Genomic DNA, 16,560 nt, shown 5'->3' with positions numbered 1-16,560 from the left:
GGTGGCTGTCTATACGCATGTCTCGGCCGAGGCGCTCGGCGCGCTGCTCGCGCGCTACGATGCGGGCACGCTGGTTTCGGCCAAGGGGATCGCCGAGGGCGTCGAGAACAGCAATTATCTGGTCGAGACGAGCACGGGCCGCTTCATCCTGACGCTCTACGAAAAGCGCGTCGATGCGAGTGACCTGCCCTTCTTCCTCGCGCTGCTCGATCATCTCGCCGCCGCCGGCAGCCCGGTGCCGCGCGCCATTGCCGACAGGGACGGCGTGCAGATCCAGAGCGTGGCGGGCCGGCCGGCCTGCCTGATCGAGTATCTGCCCGGCGTATCGCTGAGCCACCCGACCCCTGCGCAGGCGCGCGCCGCGGGCGAGGCGATGGGCGACATGCACCGCGCACTCGCCGATTTCGGGCAGGTGCGCGCCAATTCGATGGGCGTCGCCATGTGGCGCGACCTGTTCGAGCGGTGCGGGCGCGACCTCGATTCGATCGAGGCGGGGCTTTTCGATCGGGTGCGGCCGCATGTCGACGCCGTGCTGTCGGCCTGGCCGGAGGGCCTGCCCGTCAGCGCGATTCACGCCGATCTGTTCCCCGACAACGTCCTGATGCTCGGCGACAGGGTAACGGGGCTGATCGATTTCTACTTCGCCTGCACCGATATCCGCGCCTACGATCTGGCCGTGATGCACGGCGCCTGGGCGTTCGACGCCGACGGACGCAATTATGACGCGGCGGTCGGCGGCGCGCTGATCGCGGGCTATGCGGCGCGCTTCGGGCTGAGCGAAGCCGAGCGGGCGGCGCTGCCGGTGCTGGCGCGCGGGGCGGCGCTGCGCTTCTTCCTGACGCGGGCGTGGGACTGGCTCAATACGCCGGCGGATGCGCTGGTCACGCGCAAGGATCCGCTCGCCTATCTCCGCCGGCTCGAACGATATGCCGCCGGGGGCGAGGCGATCTTCGCATGAGCGAGTTGACGCATGTCGAGATCGCGACCGACGGAGCGTGCAAAGGCAATCCCGGCCCCGGCGGCTGGGGTGCGATCATCCGTTCGGGTGCGCGCGAGAAGGAGCTTTCGGGCGGCGAGCCGCTGACCACCAACAACCGCATGGAAATGACGGCGGTGATCGAGGGGCTGAACGCGCTTACCCGGCCCTGTCAGGTCACGCTGTCGACCGACAGCCGCTATGTGATGGACGGGCTGACCAAGTGGATCAAGGGCTGGCAGCGCAACGGCTGGAAGACGGCGGACCGGAAGCCGGTCAAGAATGCCGATCTGTGGCAGGCGCTGATCGCCGCCGCCGAGCCGCATCGGATCAAATGGGTATGGGTGAAGGGTCATGCCGGCCATCCCGACAACGAGCGCGCCGACCGGCTGGCAAGCGACGCAGCGCTGGCGGCCCGCGCCGCACTGTAAATTGTTGCAGGGACCGGCGCACCGCGATAGCCAAGGGTCCATCGGGCGCAGTGGGGCGCCTGCGCCGCGCCTGAAGGCCGGCAACCCTGTCCGGTGGCGCCATGTTGACCTTGTCTCGGTCCAATCGGGCGCTCGTCCCGCTGATCGCCGGCTTCATCCTGCTCATTGCGGCCGTGGCGAGCGCCATCTGGCTGTCCTTCCGGCAGGAGGAGCAGGCCGCATGGGTCCGCCATACGCTGGAAGTCGAAGGCCGGATCAATCTCGTCGAGCTGCTCGTGACGCGCGCCGAAACGGGCTATCGCGGTTTCCTGCTGACGGGCAACAGCGATTATCTGAGCGCCTATAGCTCGGCCGCCGCCGAACTGCCCGACGAGATGAACGGGCTCGCCAAGGCGACCGCCGACAATCCCGAGCATCGCGCGGCGATGCCGGCGCTGCGCGATGCGATCGGCGCGAAGATGGCGCGGCTGGAGACGGGAATCGGCCATATCCGCGTCGGCGATGTGCAGGTCGCGCAGGCGCTGATGCGCGACGGCGGCGGGCTGCGGCTGATGCAGCGCGCGCAGACCCTGCTCGAACGGATGAGCGAGACCGAACAGCAACTGCTCGAACGGCGGACGAGCCGCGCGGCGGCGACCAACTGGATCGTCCGCGCCGTGCTGGTCGGAAGCGGGGTGGTGGTCGTCTTCCTCGCCTTCATCGTGGTCGGCGAGGCGCAGCGGCGCATCTGGGCGCTGCGGGCCGCCAATCGCGAGCTGGAAGCCGAGATGGCCGAGCGCAGCCGCGCGCAAAGCCAGGTCCGCCAGCTCCAGAAGATGGAATCGCTGGGCAAGCTGACCGGCGGGATCGCGCACGATTTCAACAATATGCTGGCGATCGTCATCGGCAGCCTCGACATCGCGAAGCGCCGGCTGACGGGCGCCGAGAATCCGAAAGTCGTCACCGCCATCGCCAATGCCCGCGACGGCGCCGAACGCGCAGCGACGCTGACCGCGCGCCTCCTCGCCTTCTCGCGACAGCAGCCTCTGGAACCCAGGGTGCTGGACGCCAACAAGCTGGTCGCCGGCATGTCCGAGATGCTTCGCCGCACGCTGGGCGAGACGATCGGGGTCGAGACGGTGCTGGCGGGCGGGCTGTGGAAAGTCCATGCCGACGCGACGCAGATCGAAAGCGCGCTGGTCAATCTGGCGGTCAACGCCCGCGACGCGATGGCCGAGGGCGGCAAGCTGACGATCGAGACGGCGAACAGCGAGCTCGACGACCGCTATGCGCGCGCGCATGACGACGTGCGCGCCGGCCAATATGTGATGATATCGATCACCGACACCGGGTCCGGAATGAGCGAAGAGGTGATCGAACGCGCCTTCGAGCCTTTCTTCACCACCAAGGAGATCGGCAAGGGCACCGGGCTGGGGCTGAGCCAGGTGTTCGGCTTCGTCAAGCAATCGCGCGGGCATCTGAAAATCTATTCGGAGATCGGGCGCGGTACGACGATCAAGATCTACCTGCCGCGCTATACCGGCGGCGAGCGCGAGCAGGCGCCCGGCGAAGCCGGCGGCGATCTGCCGCTCGGCAGCCGCGAGGAAGTGATCCTGGTCGTCGAGGACGCGACCGAGGTGCGGCGCATGTCCGTCGATGCATTGCGCGAGCTGGGCTATACCGTGATCCATGCGGGCGACGGCCCACGCGCGATCGAGCAGTTCGAGGCGCTGCCGCGCATCGACCTGCTGTTCACCGACGTGGTGATGCCGGGAATGACCGGCCGCCAGCTCGCCGACGAATTGCGCCGGCGCGAGGCGGGACTGAAGGTGATCTACACCACCGGCTACACGCGCAACGCCATCGTCCATAACGGCGTGGTCGACGCCGACGTCGCCTTCATCGCCAAGCCATTCTCGATCGAGGCGCTGGCAAGGAAGGTGCGCGAAGTGCTCGACGGCTAGGCGGGCAGATCGTCGAGATCCTCGCGGCGATTGATGTTGAGCGGGCGCCCGAGCTCAAGCGGTACGGCACCTATGCTCTCCGCCCAGCGGCGGATCGAGCGGCTGCTTTCGCCGGCGAGCATCTCATCGAGCGCTTCGGCGTGGCGGCTTTCCCACAGGCCGATCACCGGCATGGCGGCGAGGAAGGCGGAGCTGCCCGCCCCGGCGAGGCTGGCCAGAAGTGCCTCGTCGATCAACGGCGTGTCGCAGGGAAGCGACAGCACGAAGGCGTGACCGTGCGCGCGGGCGTGGTGAAGCGCGGCGTTGATGCCGCCGAGCGGGCCGAGATCAGGCTGTGGTCGATCTGCGATCGCTGCTATGCCCGGATGCTCGCGTCCGCAGACCACGAGCGCATCGACATGCGGCGCAAGCGTGGCGGCGACATGATCGATCAGCGCCCTGCCCCGCCACTGCGCCAGCGCCTTGTCGCTGCCGAAGCGCCGGGCCTGACCGCCCGCCAGCACCGCGCCGAGGATCATGCGAGGCGGACGAGCGTGGCGTCGCGGCGCGTGAGGACGTGGAGCGCGAGGCCGGCCTCCGCCGCGCGCTCGACCGCCAGCGCCGTGGGTGCGGATATGGTCGCGAGCATCGCGCAGCCCGACAGCACGGCCTTCTCCACCAGTTCGTAGGAGCAGCGCGAGGACAGAAGCGCGAAGCCCCCTTCCCACGCTTGCCCGGCGCGGAGCATCGCGCCGATCAGCTTGTCGAAAGCGTTGTGGCGGCCGATATCCTCGCGCGCCGTCATGACGTCACCCGCCGCAGAACAGAAGGCAGCGGCGTGAACCGCGCCCGTGGTGCGGTTCAGGGCCTGATGCGCGTCGAGCGCGTCGAGCGCGCGAAAGACGGCTTCCGAGTTGCCGGTCCAACGCGGCGCGACCGGGGGAAGCGGGCGCAAGGCCTGTTCGAGATTCTCGATGCCGCACAGCCCGCAGGACGAATCCGAGGTGCGATGACGGACACGATTGAACAGGCGCGCGCCGACCGCCTCGATCACGGCAATGCGCAGCACCACGCCCTGTCCCGCGTCATGCGCATCGACTGCAATGATGTCGGCCGCACCGTCGATCAGCCTTTCGGTGAGGAGGAAGCCATAGGCGAGATCCTCGAGGTCGGCAGGCGTCGCCATGAGCACGGCATAGCCGATGCCGTTGATCTCGATCGCGACCGGGGTCTCGCGCGCCAGCAGGCGCTTGATCGGTTCAACGCCTCCATCGCGCGACAGGCGCGTGAAGCCGACGGCAATGGCGGGTTCGCCGATCACGGCCTGCTCAGGCGGCGTCGGCGCGCGCGGCGGCCCGCAGCCTGACGGCAACCGACTTGTAGGACGGCGTGCCGCTGCTCCGGTCATGATCGTCGAGCGCGATCAGGCAATTGGCCTCGGGATAATAAGCACCGATCGATCCGCGCGAGATGGTGTGCGCGACGACGGTCTGCCCCGCGAGCACGCGTCCCGGCCCCGCGATCACATCGACGAGATCGCCATGCGCGAGGCCGAGTTCGGTCAGATCGTCGACATTGGCGAAGATCACGTCGCGCCGCCCGGTGATGCCGCGATAACGATCGTTCAGGCCGTAAATGGTGGTGTTGTACTGATCGTGGCTGCGCAGTGTGGTGAGCGTCAGCATGCCATCGTCGCGGCCTTCATCCTCGTCCATCCCGGCGAAGACGAGGAAATGGGCCTTGCCGTCGGGCGTATCCCATTCGCGGTTCGAGGCGCCGACACGCAGGCGGAAGCCGCCCGGTGTGCGGATGCGCGCGTTGAAATCGAAAAAGTCGGGGAAGACCTGCTCGATCTTGTCGCGGATGCGGTCATAGTCGGCGACGAGACCGTCCCAGTCGACGACGGTCTTCGGTAGCGCCGCCTTGGCGATGCCGGCGATGATCGCGGGTTCGGAACGCAGATCGCCCGAGACGGGCTTCAGCTTGCCGCGCGAGGCGTGGACCATCGACATCGAATCCTCGACCGTCACCGCCTGCACCCCGCCCTGCTGGACATCCTGCTCGGTGCGGCCGAGGCACGGCAGGATGATGCTTTCCTTTGCGGTCAGCAAGCAGGTGCGATTGAGCTTGGTGACGATCTGGACGTTGAGGTCCAGCTTCCGGAAGGCAGGGAAGCAGGCTTCGGGATCGCTCATCGCGACGGCGAGATTGCCGCCGAGGCCGATGAAGCCCTTTGCCGTGCCGTCGCGCATCGCCGCCACCGCCTCGACCGCATTATGGCCGTGGGGACGCGGGCTGGTGATGCCGAACGCCTTGTCGAGCCGCGCCAGGAACGCCTCGGTCGGGATCTCGGTAATCCCGACGGTGCGGTCGCCCTGGACGTTGCTGTGGCCGCGCAGGGGGCAGATGCCTGCGCCGGGCTTGCCGATATTGCCGCGAAGCATCAGCAGATTGGCCATCTGCTGGACATTTTCGGTGCCGTGGCGGTGCTGGGTAAGCCCCATGCCGTAGCACATGATCACGCGTTCCGAGCGCCAATAGACCTCGGCCATGCTCTCGATCGCGGCGCGGGTGAGGCCGGAGCGCGCCTCGATCTTCGTCCACTCGGTCGCCTCGATGTCGGCCTTGAGCGCCTCGAAGCCGACGGTATGCTCGGCGATGAAGGCGTGGTCGAGCAGGCCGGTGCCGCCGGTGCCGAGATTCATCGCATCGGCGGCGAGCAGCGCCTTCATCATGCCCTTGAACATCGCCACGTCGCCCCCGACGCGGACGAGATGATAGGCCGAAGCGAGCGGGGTCGCGCTGTTGGTCGCCATCTCGACCGGAACCTGCGGATCCTGGAAACGCTCGAGCCCGCGCTCGCGCAGCGGATTGGCGACGACGATCGGCGCGCCACGCCGCGACACCTCACGCAGGGTCGCGAGCATGCGCGGGTGATTGGTGCCGGGATTGTGGCCGATGCAAAAGACGGCATCGGCATGCTCGAAGTCCTCGAGCGTCACCGTGCCCTTGCCGACGCCGATCGATCTGGGCAGGCCGACGCTGGTCGCCTCGTGGCACATGTTCGAGCAATCGGGAAAATTGTTGGTGCCATATTCGCGGGCAAGAAGCTGATAGACGAATGCGGCCTCGTTCGACGCGCGGCCCGAGGTGTAGAATTCCATCTTATTGGGATCGTCGATGGCCTGCATCACCGCGCCGATGCGCGCAAAGGCCTCGTCCCATTCAATCGGCACGAAATGATCGGTCTCGGCGTCGTAACGCAGCGGGTGCGTGAGCCGGCCGGCATCCTCGAGATGGAAGTCGGTCCATTCCCACAGCTCGCTGACGCTGTGCCGGGCGAAGAAGGCCGGATCGACGCGCTTGGCCGTCGCTTCCCAGGTAACGGCCTTCGCGCCATTCTCGCAGAATTCGAAGGACGAGGTATGCTTCGGGTCGGGCCAGGCGCAGCCGGGGCAGTCGAAGCCGTCGGGCTGGTTCATCTGGAGCAGCGCGCGACTGTTGGCGCTGGCGCCCATCTGGTCGCGGATCGCGATCGCGACCGCGCGCAAGGCGCCCCAGCCCGCCGCCGGGCCGCCGTAGGGCTTTACGCCATCGAGATTCTTGCCAGCCATACGCGCCTCCAGCCCCTTTTCCGGCGACACGCCGGCCGGTCACGATAGTGGCTCGAGACAGCCAAATCTATCACGCTGTTGCCATGACTAGCAGGGCGCTCACCCGCGCCGCGCCTATACCAAGGTAGCGGGGACGCACGAAAAGCCCGGCGGCCTGCGAGGGCAACCGGGCCTGTCGTCGATCGGGAAACGCGCCCTTGCCGGCGCGCCGCCGCTTACTTCTTGCCGAGCGTGAGCCCGCCGAAGCGCTTGTTGAAGCGGGCGACCTGGCCGCCGCTGTCGAGGAGCGAGGACTTGCCGCCGGTCCACGCCGGGTGGACGGTCGGGTCGATGTCGAGCTGCAGCGTGTCGCCTTCCTTGCCCCAGGTGGAGCGGGTTTCGTACACGGTGCCGTCGGTCATCTGCACCTTGATCATGTGATAGTCGGGGTGCGTGTCTTTCTTCATCGGTCAGGCTCCTTGGCGGCTGGTTTCCGACCAGCCAAATGAAAGGCGGCCGCATACAGGTGCGGCCGCCCTATTACAAGTGAAGGTTGATCAGGCCGCCGGCGGGTCCGCGATCATCGCGGTGAAGTTCGCCTGCGCGGCGACCTTGCCGTCGATCAGCGCGCGGCCGGCGAACTTGCTCACCGCCGCCCGCTTCTGGACGAACTCGACTTCGAGGCGAAGCAGAACGCCGGGTTCGACCGGGGTCCGGAACTTCGCGTCCTCGATCGCCATGAAATAGACGAGCTTGCCCGATCCCGCGAGCCCGAAGGACTCGACCGCGAGGACGCCCGCCGCCTGGGCGAGCGCCTCGACGATCAAGACGCCGGGCATGATCGGGCGGGTCGGGAAATGGCCCTGGAAGAAGGGCTCATTGACCGACACCGCCTTGATCGCCGCGATCGACTGGCCGGGGACGATTTCCTCGACCCGATCGACGAGCAGCATCGGGTAACGGTGCGGCAGCGCCGCCATGACCCGCCGGATATCCAGCGGGCCAATCGCGGCGCCGACGCCTTCGCCCTCGCTCATCGGCCCTGCGGCGCCGGGGTTGCCGGGGTCGCGCCGGCCGGCGCCTGACCCGGCTGCCAGTTGGCCGGCGGGGTGATGCTGGCGGTCGGCACGAGCTTGTTGAGCTCGGTCACGATCGCCGAGGTGATGTCGGCCGAAGGATCGTAGGCATAGGCGGCGTCCGGCTTCAGCAGCACCTTGACCTGGCGGGCGGTCATCGCGCTCTTGGTCGCCTGGTCGAGCTTCTGGACGATCTGGTCCTCGACATAAGCCTGAGCGCGGGCGAGCGGCTGATAAAGCGGCGCGAGCTGCTGCTGCATCGAAGCCTGCTTGGCCTGGATCGCGTCATATTGCGGCTTGAGCTGCGCGTCGGTGGCGCCCGGCTTGGCGCGCGCGGCCTGGAAGGCGTCGACCATCGGCTTGATCTCGGCGGCAAGCGAGGCCTGCTTCGCGTTGAATGCGTCGATCTGGGCCTTGTAGGTCGTCTTCATCTGCGTCGTCGCAGTCTGGAAAGCCGCAGTCTGCTGGACCGCAGACGGAATGTCGGCGACGCCCACCTGCGCCTGGGCAGCGGCGGGAATGGCGGTCGCAGCGAGAAGAGCCGCGGCAATGGCAAAGTTTTTCATCAGAATTGAGTTCCTACGTTGAAGGTTATCAGTTTTGGATCGTCGCCCCGTTCTTTCAGCAGCGCCTTCGCGATATCGATGCGGAACGGCCCGAAGGGCGAATTCCAGTTCACACCGAAGCCGACCGAAACGCGCGGCTTGGGCGTATTGCCCAAAAACTCTTCCTTGAACGGCGCGATCGTGTTGACCAGCGGCGTGTTGGCCGTGCCGTCCTGCCTGATCGGGTTGGTGGTCGTGTTCCCCGCCCCGTCGGTATAAAGCGGATTGCCGTTCACGTCACGCACCGGAATGGTCGTGCCGTTGGGATTGGCGATGAGGTTCGGCTTCACGACGCCCCAGACCGCGCCGGCATCGACATAGATCGACGGGCGCAGGCCCATGCTTTTCGCACCCGCGCCCAGCGGAAGCTGAAGCTCGGCACGCGACATATAGTAATAGCGCCCACCGATCGCGTCGTTGGTCGTCTGCTTGCGATCGGTGATCACGACGGGATTGTTCGGGTCGGTCGTGTCGATCGGATAGCGCACGACGCGCGGGCCGATGCCGCGAATGTCGAAGCCGCGAATCTGCGGATCGCCCAGATAGAAGCGGTCGACGAGGCGGACCGCGTCGACGCCCGGCCCCGGGCTCTTCTGCAGCGCGACGATATTGCCTGCCTCGCCCTGGATCGAAAAGATGAAGCCCCCGCCCAGTCCCCAATATTTCGCGCCGTCGACGCGCGTGCGGACATAGCGCACGCTGCCGCCGAGGCCTGCGACATCCTGGCTGATCGTGAAGCGGTGGCCGGCGGTCGGGCGCAGCGAGTTGTTGAGGTTGCTGAACGCCAGCGAGTAGCCGACCGACGAGGTGGTGCGCTTGCCGATCGCGTCGCAGAGATAGCGTCCGGCGAGCAGCGGGCTGCACTGGCCGTCGATATAATAAGTGTTCTTGTCGAGCGTGACGTCGTCGAAGCTGAGGCCGTAGCGCCCCTGCAGCTGCCAATATTCGGTCAGCGGCACGCCGACGCGGATCTGGAAGCCCGTCGTCACCTGCGAATAGGTGGTATTGCGGTTGCTGTTCAGATAGTTGAACGAATTGAGATCGCGGCGGAAGATATCGCCGCCGATCGCGATGTTCTTGTCGAACAGATAAGGCTCGGTGAAGCCCAGCGAGACCGACTTGGAATAGGCCGACCAGTCGACCGACGCGCGCGCCGTCTGTCCCTTGCCGCGGAAATTGTCCTGCGTGATCGAGGCGTTGACGATGAAGCGCTCGAGGCTCGAATAACCCGCCGAAAGCTGAAGCTGCCCGGTCGGCTTTTCCTCGAGATTGGTGGTCAGCACGACGCGGTCCGGCGACGCGCCCTGCGACTGCTTGATTTCCAGCTTGTCCTGGAAATAGCCGAGCGAATTGATGCGATCCTGCGAACGCTTGACCAGGAAACCGTTGAACGCGTCGCCTTCCTGCAGGCGGAACTCGCGGCGGACGACCTTGTCCTGCGTGTTGGTGTTGCCGTTGATGTCGATGCGCTCGACATAGACGCGCGGCGCTTCGGCGACCTGGAAGGTGATCGCCATCGTCTTGTCTTCGCCGTTACGCTCGAACTGCGGGTTCACGTCGGCGAAGGCGTAACCGAACACGCCGGCAGTCTCGGTGATCGAGTCCACCGTGTCCTCGACCTTCTTGGCGTTGTACCAGTCGCCCTTCTTCATCGGGATCAGGCGCTGGACCACCTCCGACTTGAAGTCGCGCAGGTCGCTTTCGGCCTTCACCTCGCCGAATTTGTAGCGGTCGCCTTCCTCCACCACATAAGTGATGATGAAATTCTTCTTGTCCGGCGTCAGCTCGGCGATGGCCGAGGTCACGCGGAAATCGGCATAGCCCTCGGTCAGGTAGAACTGGCGGAGCTTGCCCTGGTCATAGGCCAGGCGATCGGGGTCATAGGTGGTGTTCGACGAGAAGAAGCGGAAGAAGCGCGACTGCTTGGTCGCCATCTGCGCGCGCAGCTCGCTCGTCTTGAACTTGTGGTTGCCGATGATGTTGATCTGGCGGACCTTCGACTTGTCGCCTTCGGTGATCTCGAAGACGATGTCGACGCGGTTCTGGTCGAGCTGGACCATCTTCGGCTCGACGACAGCGGCGAAGCGGCCCTGGCGACGGTAAAGCTCGATGATGCGCGCGACATCGGCGCGGACCTTGGAGCGCGTGTAGATCTGGCGCGGCGCGAGCTTGATCTCGGGGCGGATCTTCTCGTCCTTCAGGCGCTTGTTGCCTTCCAGCACGATGCGGTTGATGACCGGGTTCTCGCGCACCTCGATGGTGATCACGCCGTTACCGTCGTCGCGGATCGTCGCGTCGGCGAACAACTCGGTTGCGAACAGGTCCTTCAGCGCCTGGTCCAGGCTGGCGCGGCTGTAGGTGCCGCCGGGCCGCAGCTTCACATAGGAACGCACCGTGTCCGGCTCGAGGCGCTGGGCACCGACGACGTTGACGCGCTGGATCGTCCCGATCGTCTGCGACGGCAGATTCAGCACGGGCGCGGTCGCAAGCGTAGGCGCCGGCGCGAGCGAAGGCTGCTCCTGGCCGCCGGCCTGGGCGAAAACCGGCGCCGCGCCGCCGGCAAGGATGGTGCCGATCAGCAGGACGGACCCATGCCGCCTGGCCATAGTCGTTACCTTAGTCGCCCTCACCCAATCCCACCTTGCACGAGAATCACTGAAACGGGGCGTCTGCCCCAGCCCGACTAACCGATCAACCCGGCCAGCCCCCGCCATAGCCCGAAGGATGACAGATCATTGAAGGTCACGAGGACCATGAGCGACAAAATCAACAACAGTCCAGAGCGGAACGCCCATTCCTGCACGCGCGCATCGACAGGCCTGCGCCTGACCGCTTCGAGCGCGTAGAAGAGCAGATGCCCGCCATCCAGCATAGGGACTGGCAACAGGTTGATGAATCCCAGATTAATCGAGATCAGCGCGACGAAGCCGATGAAATCGTCGATGCCGCCCGCCATCTGCTCGCCCGAGAGCTGGGCGATCTTGAGCGGTCCGCCCATCTCGCTCACCGGACGCCGCCCGGTGATGATCTGGCCCAGCCCGTCGACCATCATCGCAAGGATCGCGCCGGTGCGCCGCACTGCGACGGCCGGAGCCTCCGCCAGGCTGACCGGAACCACGACCTGGCCGGTCGCGCCGACGCCGAGCAGCCCGAACTTGTAGCTGTTGCCGAAACGGTCGCGCTGCTCGTTCACGCCGATGTCGATCGGAAGCGCGATCTTGTCGCCGCCGCGCACGACATCGAGCGAGGCGTGCTCGCCGGGCCGCGAAATCACGTAGCGCGCGAGATCGTCGAAGCGCTCGACCGAACGACCGTTGATGGCGGTGATCCGGTCGCCGGGCCGGAGTCCCGCCCTGGCGGCCGCCGACTTCTCCAGCACCGATCCGACCACGGGCGGGGTCCGCACCTCGCCATAGGCGAGCGCGAAGCCGGCAAGGATGACGACGGCAATCAGGAAATTGGTAAGCGGCCCGGCCGCGACGATGATCGCGCGCTGCCACACCGGTTTGGCCTGGAAGGTGCGATTGCGTTCATCCGCGGGGAGCGCCAGCCAGTCGGAGCTGGGCTGGCTCGCCGGGTTCATGTCGCCTGCAAAGCGGACATAGCCGCCAAGCGGCAGCCAGCCGAACTTCCAGCGCGTGCCGCGCCGGTCGGTCACGCCGAAAATCTCGCGCCCGAAACCGATGGAGAAGGCTTCCGCCTTCACGCCGAACCAGCGGCCGGCGAGATAATGGCCAAGCTCATGCAGGAAAATGAGCGGCCCCAGCGCCAGCAGGAAGGCGACGACAGTCATCAACAGGCCGGGACCATGGCTCACGCGGCAAACACCTCCATCACCGCGCAAGCACGCGCGCGGGCCTCACGGTCGATCGCGAACACATCGTCGAGGGACTGCGGGGCAGGCGGATCATAAGTCTCGAGTGTGTCGCGCACAATTGCGGCGATATCGAGGAAACCGATCCGCCCGGCAAGAAAGGCTGCAACGGCCTCTTCGTTAGCGGCGTTGAGCACAGCCGGACGCGCGCCACCGGCGCTAAGCGCCTCGCGTGCAAGGGCGATTGCGGGAAAGCGCGTCGTATCCGCAGGCTCGAAATCGAGCCGGCCAATCTTGGCAAGATCAAGGCGCTCGCACGGCGTCGACATGCGCGTCGGCCAGGCCAGCGTGTGCGCGATCGGGGTGCGCATGTCGGGCGTGCCGAGCTGGGCAAGCACCGATCCGTCGACATATTCGACCATCGAATGCACCACCGACTGGGGGTGGACGATGACGTCAAGCTGCTCCGCCGAGACGGGAAACAGATGAAACGCCTCGATCAGTTCGAGGCCCTTGTTCATCATCGTCGCCGAATCGACCGAGATCTTAGCGCCCATCGACCAGTTGGGATGCTTCACGGCTTGCGCCGGGGTGATCTGCCCCATCGCCGCATAGTCCCAGGTGCGGAACGGCCCGCCGCTCGCCGTCAGGATCACGCGCGAGACGCGGGCGGGCGCATCATGATCGAAGCACTGGAAGACGGCATTATGCTCGGAATCGACGGGGAGCAGCGTCGCTCCGGCCTTGCGCGTCACGCCGGTCATCACGTCGCCCGCCGAGACGAGCGATTCCTTGTTGGCGAGCGCAACGGTCGCCCCACCCTCGATCGCCGCCATGGTCGGCCGCAGCCCGGCGGTGCCGACGATCGCGGCCATCGTCCAGTCCGCGCCCATCGCGGCGGCCTCGACCACGGCATCGGCGCCGGCCGAAGCGTCCACGCCGCTGCCGTTCAGCCGGTCGCGCAATTCGCCCAGCAGCGCGTCGTCGCCGATCACTGCCTGCTTCGCGCCGAGCGCGATCGCGGCATCCGCCAGCCCCGCCACATCCTTGTTAGCGGTCAGCGCGACGACCTCGAACGCGTCGCGATCATGATGGATCAGGTCGAGCGTCGACTTGCCGATCGATCCCGTGGCGCCCAGCACCGTTACGGTCCGCCGGCTCATGCCGCCGCCCCCGCGACCAGCAGCAGCGCAACCGCAGGCGCGACCGTGATCACGCCATCCAACCTGTCCATTACGCCTCCGTGCCCGGGCAACATCGTTCCGCTATCCTTCACGCCCGCCGCGCGCTTGAGCGAGCTTTCGTAGAGATCGCCGATCTGCGCAAGCACCGCGAGCAAGGGGCTGGCGAGCGCAAGCCCGCGATCGAGCCCGCCCCACGCATGGAAACCCAGCCCGACGAGCAGCGCACAGACCATGCCGCCGATCAGCCCCGCCCAGGTCTTGCTGGGGCTGACGCGCGGCAGCAGCTTGGGCCCGCCGATCAGCCGCCCCGAGAAATAGGCCGCGATATCGGTCGCCCAAACCGTCGCGAGCGTCCAGCAGGCGAGCAACAGCCCGTTCGGCTGCGAGCGGATGAGGATGAGCGCAAAAGCCGGGATGCCGACATAAAGCATGCCGCCCGCCAGCCGGGGACTGCGCGTCACCATCAATATGAACAACGCCGTCGCCAGCACGATGCCGAAGGCGAAGGCATCCGCGCCCGCCGCAAGCGGCGACAGGATGGCGAGCGGCACGACAATCGCCATGCGCACCAGCTTGCGCCGTTCGGGACTGGCCTGGGCGAGATCGGCCCATTCGCCCGTCATGATCAGGCTGGCCGCGGCGACAAGCGCCCACATGGCGAAGCCGCCGAGATAAAGCGCCGCGAGCGCGACGATGATGAGAATCGCGCCGACCGCCACCCGTTTGGGAAGCTCGGCGCCCCATCCGCTGGGCGCGCTACCGGTCATAGCCCGCCGAAACGGCGCTCGCGCTGCATATAGTCGCCGATCGCACGCTCGAGCGCCGCCTTGTCGAAATCGGGCCAGAGCGTGTCGACGAACAGCAATTCGGCATAGGCCGCCTGCCAGAGCAGGAAATTGGACAGCCGCCGCTCGCCCGAGGTGCGGATCACCAGATCGGGCGGCGGCAGGTCGGCGGTGTCGAGTTCGGCGTCGATCGCCGCGATGTCGATCGCTGCGGGGTCCATCGCCCCCGCCCTTGCCCGCTCCGCCAGCGTGCGCGCGGCGCGAACAAGCTCGTCCTGCGCGCCATAGTTGAGCGCCATGACCAGCGTCTGCCGACGATTGTCCGCGGTGCGCGCGATCGCGCCGTCGATCATCGCGACCAGATCAGGATCGAGCGCGCGATAATCGCCGATTACCTTCAGCCGCACCCCGGCCTCGGCCAGTTCGTCGATATCGGCGAGGATGAAGCGGCGGAGCAGCCCCATCAGGTCTGCGATCTCGCTCGCGGGGCGGCGCCAGTTCTCCGACGAGAAGGCGTAGAGCGTCAACACCTCGATGCCGAGGTCGCCCGCCGCGCGCACGACATTGCGCGCCGCTTCCACGCCCTTGCGGTGCCCGGCGACGCGCGGCAGGTGCCGGGCCTTCGCCCAGCGTCCGTTGCCGTCCATGATGATCGCCACGTGGCGCGGCGCGCCGGCGCCCCCGCCCGTCGCCGCCGGCTCAAGGCTGGCGCGTGCGATCGTCACTTGTTGAGGATTTCCTTTTCCTTGGCCGCCGCCGCCGCATCGATGTCGGCGATCGTCGAATCGGTCAGCTTCTGGACCTCATTCTCGTGGCGCTTGCGTTCGTCCTCGCTCAGCAGGGCCTTCTTCTCGTCGGCCTTGAGCGCGTCATTGCCGTCGCGGCGGACGTTGCGCACCGCGATGCGCGCCTTTTCGGCATATTGATTGACGAGCTTGGCGAGCTCCTTGCGGCGCTCCTCGGTCAGATCGGGGATCGGCAGGCGGACATTCTGCCCGTCGACGATCGGATTGAGACCGAGGCCGGCCGAGCGGATCGCCTTGTCGACCGGGCCGACATTGGACTTGTCCCAAACCTGCACCGAAAGCATGCGCGGCTCGGGCGCCGACACGGTCGCGACCTGATTGAGCGGCATGTGCGCGCCGTAAACCTCGACGGTCACCGGATCGAGCAGCGAGGTGCTCGCGCGGCCCGTGCGCAGGCCACCCAGATCATGCTTCAGCGACTCCGTGGCGCCGGCCATGCGGCGCTCAAGATCGGCCTTATCGTAAGCGGCCATCCTTATCTCTCCTCGTTATTCTGAACGATCGTGGCGGTGCCGTCGCCTTTCAGCACGCGCAGCAGATTGCCCTGCTCGCGAATGTTGAAGACGACGATCGGGATGTCGTTGTCGCGGCAAAGCGCGACGGCGCTGGCATCCATCACCTTCAGATCGTCTGACAGAACCTTGTTGAAAGTGACTGTATCGTAACGCTTTGCGGTCTTCACCTTCTTCGGATCGGCATCATAGACGCCATCGACCGAAGTGCCCTTGAACAGCGCATCGCAGTTCATTTCGGCGGCGCGCAGCGCGGCGGCGCTGTCGGTGGTGAAATAGGGGTTGCCGGTGCCGGCGGCGAAAATCACGATCCGCCCCTTTTCCATGTGGCGCTCGGCGCGCCGACGGATGAAGGGTTCGCATACCGTGGACATCGGAATGGCGGACTGGACGCGCGTATCGACGCCGATCTGCTCGAGCGCATTCTGCACCGCCAGCGCATTCATCACCGTCGCGAGCATGCCCATATAGTCGGCGCTGGTGCGCTCGAAGCCCTTGGCCGCCGCCGCCAGCCCGCGGAAGATATTGCCGCCGCCGACGACGATGCAGAGTTCGTGCCCCGCCGCCTTGGCCTCGGCGATCTCGCCGGCCACGCGCGCCACCGTATCGGGATCGATGCCGAACTGCCCCGGCCCCATCAGCACTTCGCCCGACAGCTTCAGAAGGACACGGTTGAAGCGGGGCTTGCTCATGGTGGGGGAAGAATCCGATCGAAAAAATAGCGCGCGGACCTTAGTCAGCGCGCGCTTCACTGCCAAGGCTTTAAGAGGCGCAAGACAGCGCCTCTGGCGGCACCGACCCGCTCCCCCACCCGGCCTCCCATCCAGGATACGCTCAGTGGGAGGCCGGGTGGGGG

At 66.6% G+C, this 16,560-nt stretch carries 16 protein-coding genes; 3 read left to right on the top strand and 13 right to left on the bottom strand.

The window, feature by feature from the left end; all coding sequences use genetic code 11:
- Position 1: 1 nt before the first annotated feature.
- From thrB to AC3WT0_RS00070, 3 genes are all read left to right on the top strand, one after another.
- Positions 2-958 carry a homoserine kinase gene (gene thrB / locus AC3WT0_RS00080; protein WP_492750451.1) on the top strand — a complete coding sequence of 319 codons (957 nt, stop codon included), beginning with the start codon at positions 2-4 and terminating at the stop codon, positions 956-958.
- On the top strand, positions 955-1,407 hold the full coding sequence (rnhA, locus tag AC3WT0_RS00075; protein ID WP_492750449.1) for a ribonuclease HI: 453 nt from the start codon (positions 955-957) through the stop codon (positions 1,405-1,407). Before thrB ends, rnhA begins: the two co-directional genes overlap by 4 nt.
- A 101-nt stretch (positions 1,408-1,508) precedes the next feature.
- Positions 1,509-3,350 carry a CHASE3 domain-containing protein gene (locus AC3WT0_RS00070; RefSeq protein ID WP_492750447.1) on the top strand — a complete coding sequence of 614 codons (1,842 nt, stop codon included), beginning with the start codon at positions 1,509-1,511 and terminating at the stop codon, positions 3,348-3,350.
- Here the strand turns inward: AC3WT0_RS00070 and mobA are convergent.
- From mobA to pyrH, 13 genes are all read right to left on the bottom strand, one after another.
- Positions 3,347-3,868: a molybdenum cofactor guanylyltransferase gene (mobA, locus tag AC3WT0_RS00065; protein ID WP_492750445.1), complete on the bottom strand. Its 522-nt coding sequence runs from the start codon at positions 3,866-3,868 to the stop codon at positions 3,347-3,349. The genes AC3WT0_RS00070 and mobA overlap by 4 nt on opposite strands.
- Positions 3,865-4,647: a formate dehydrogenase accessory sulfurtransferase FdhD gene (gene fdhD, locus AC3WT0_RS00060; RefSeq protein WP_492751167.1), complete on the bottom strand. Its 783-nt coding sequence runs from the start codon at positions 4,645-4,647 to the stop codon at positions 3,865-3,867. The genes mobA and fdhD overlap by 4 nt, the downstream gene beginning before the upstream one ends.
- Before the next feature lie 10 nt (positions 4,648-4,657).
- A complete protein-coding gene (locus tag AC3WT0_RS00055; RefSeq protein WP_492750444.1) occupies positions 4,658-6,943 on the bottom strand; it encodes an FdhF/YdeP family oxidoreductase in 2,286 nt (761 codons plus the stop codon).
- A gap of 215 nt (positions 6,944-7,158) precedes the next feature.
- Positions 7,159-7,389 carry a 50S ribosomal protein L31 gene (gene rpmE, locus AC3WT0_RS00050; RefSeq protein WP_492750443.1) on the bottom strand — a complete coding sequence of 77 codons (231 nt, stop codon included), beginning with the start codon at positions 7,387-7,389 and terminating at the stop codon, positions 7,159-7,161.
- Positions 7,390-7,479: 90 nt separating this feature from the next.
- The gene (gene fabZ / locus AC3WT0_RS00045; protein WP_492750441.1) at positions 7,480-7,959 is read right to left on the bottom strand and encodes a 3-hydroxyacyl-ACP dehydratase FabZ; all 480 of its coding nucleotides are present in this window, start codon (positions 7,957-7,959) and stop codon (positions 7,480-7,482) included.
- A complete protein-coding gene (locus tag AC3WT0_RS00040; protein WP_492750439.1) occupies positions 7,956-8,564 on the bottom strand; it encodes an OmpH family outer membrane protein in 609 nt (202 codons plus the stop codon). Before AC3WT0_RS00040 ends, fabZ begins: the two co-directional genes overlap by 4 nt.
- Positions 8,564-11,209, bottom strand: a complete 2,646-nt coding sequence (gene bamA, locus AC3WT0_RS00035) for an outer membrane protein assembly factor BamA (protein ID WP_492750438.1) — start codon at positions 11,207-11,209, stop codon at positions 8,564-8,566. The genes AC3WT0_RS00040 and bamA overlap by 1 nt, the downstream gene beginning before the upstream one ends.
- Positions 11,210-11,286: 77 nt before the next feature.
- Complete coding sequence (gene rseP, locus AC3WT0_RS00030; RefSeq protein WP_492750436.1) at positions 11,287-12,420, bottom strand: RIP metalloprotease RseP; 1,134 nt, start codon at positions 12,418-12,420, stop codon at positions 11,287-11,289.
- Complete coding sequence (locus tag AC3WT0_RS00025; RefSeq protein ID WP_492750435.1) at positions 12,417-13,580, bottom strand: 1-deoxy-D-xylulose-5-phosphate reductoisomerase; 1,164 nt, start codon at positions 13,578-13,580, stop codon at positions 12,417-12,419. Before AC3WT0_RS00025 ends, rseP begins: the two co-directional genes overlap by 4 nt.
- Positions 13,577-14,368 (bottom strand): phosphatidate cytidylyltransferase, encoded by a 792-nt coding sequence (locus AC3WT0_RS00020; protein ID WP_492750433.1) that lies wholly within the window; start codon positions 14,366-14,368, stop codon positions 13,577-13,579. Before AC3WT0_RS00020 ends, AC3WT0_RS00025 begins: the two co-directional genes overlap by 4 nt.
- Complete coding sequence (locus AC3WT0_RS00015) at positions 14,365-15,111, bottom strand: isoprenyl transferase (protein WP_492750432.1); 747 nt, start codon at positions 15,109-15,111, stop codon at positions 14,365-14,367. Before AC3WT0_RS00015 ends, AC3WT0_RS00020 begins: the two co-directional genes overlap by 4 nt.
- Positions 15,108-15,665 carry a ribosome recycling factor gene (gene frr, locus AC3WT0_RS00010; protein ID WP_492750431.1) on the bottom strand — a complete coding sequence of 186 codons (558 nt, stop codon included), beginning with the start codon at positions 15,663-15,665 and terminating at the stop codon, positions 15,108-15,110. The genes AC3WT0_RS00015 and frr overlap by 4 nt, the downstream gene beginning before the upstream one ends.
- A gap of 2 nt (positions 15,666-15,667) precedes the next feature.
- Positions 15,668-16,396, bottom strand: a complete 729-nt coding sequence (gene pyrH / locus AC3WT0_RS00005; protein ID WP_492750429.1) for a UMP kinase — start codon at positions 16,394-16,396, stop codon at positions 15,668-15,670.
- Positions 16,397-16,560 lie beyond the last annotated feature (164 nt).

The organism is Sphingomonas sp. EU05-FHT14C10, assembly GCF_058790595.1.
This window is presented reverse-complemented; position numbering and strand designations above follow the sequence as displayed.

Excerpts from the sequence above, each read along its gene's own strand:
- AC3WT0_RS00055 (WP_492750444.1), bottom strand. The coding sequence starts at position 6,943 with ATGGCTGGCAAGAATCTCGATGGCGTAAAGCCCTACGGCGGCCCGGCG.
- frr (WP_492750431.1), bottom strand. The coding sequence starts at position 15,665 with ATGGCCGCTTACGATAAGGCCGATCTTGAGCGCCGCATGGCCGGCGCC.
- fabZ (WP_492750441.1), bottom strand. The coding sequence starts at position 7,959 with ATGAGCGAGGGCGAAGGCGTCGGCGCCGCGATTGGCCCGCTGGATATC.
- rnhA (WP_492750449.1), top strand. The coding sequence starts at position 955 with ATGAGCGAGTTGACGCATGTCGAGATCGCGACCGACGGAGCGTGCAAA.
- AC3WT0_RS00025 (WP_492750435.1), bottom strand. The coding sequence starts at position 13,580 with ATGAGCCGGCGGACCGTAACGGTGCTGGGCGCCACGGGATCGATCGGC.
- AC3WT0_RS00040 (WP_492750439.1), bottom strand. The coding sequence starts at position 8,564 with ATGAAAAACTTTGCCATTGCCGCGGCTCTTCTCGCTGCGACCGCCATT.
- AC3WT0_RS00020 (WP_492750433.1), bottom strand. The coding sequence starts at position 14,368 with ATGACCGGTAGCGCGCCCAGCGGATGGGGCGCCGAGCTTCCCAAACGG.
- pyrH (WP_492750429.1), bottom strand. The coding sequence starts at position 16,396 with ATGAGCAAGCCCCGCTTCAACCGTGTCCTTCTGAAGCTGTCGGGCGAA.
- bamA (WP_492750438.1), bottom strand. The coding sequence starts at position 11,209 with ATGGCCAGGCGGCATGGGTCCGTCCTGCTGATCGGCACCATCCTTGCC.
- rpmE (WP_492750443.1), bottom strand. The coding sequence starts at position 7,389 with ATGAAGAAAGACACGCACCCCGACTATCACATGATCAAGGTGCAGATG.
- mobA (WP_492750445.1), bottom strand. The coding sequence starts at position 3,868 with ATGATCCTCGGCGCGGTGCTGGCGGGCGGTCAGGCCCGGCGCTTCGGC.
- AC3WT0_RS00070 (WP_492750447.1), top strand. The coding sequence starts at position 1,509 with ATGTTGACCTTGTCTCGGTCCAATCGGGCGCTCGTCCCGCTGATCGCC.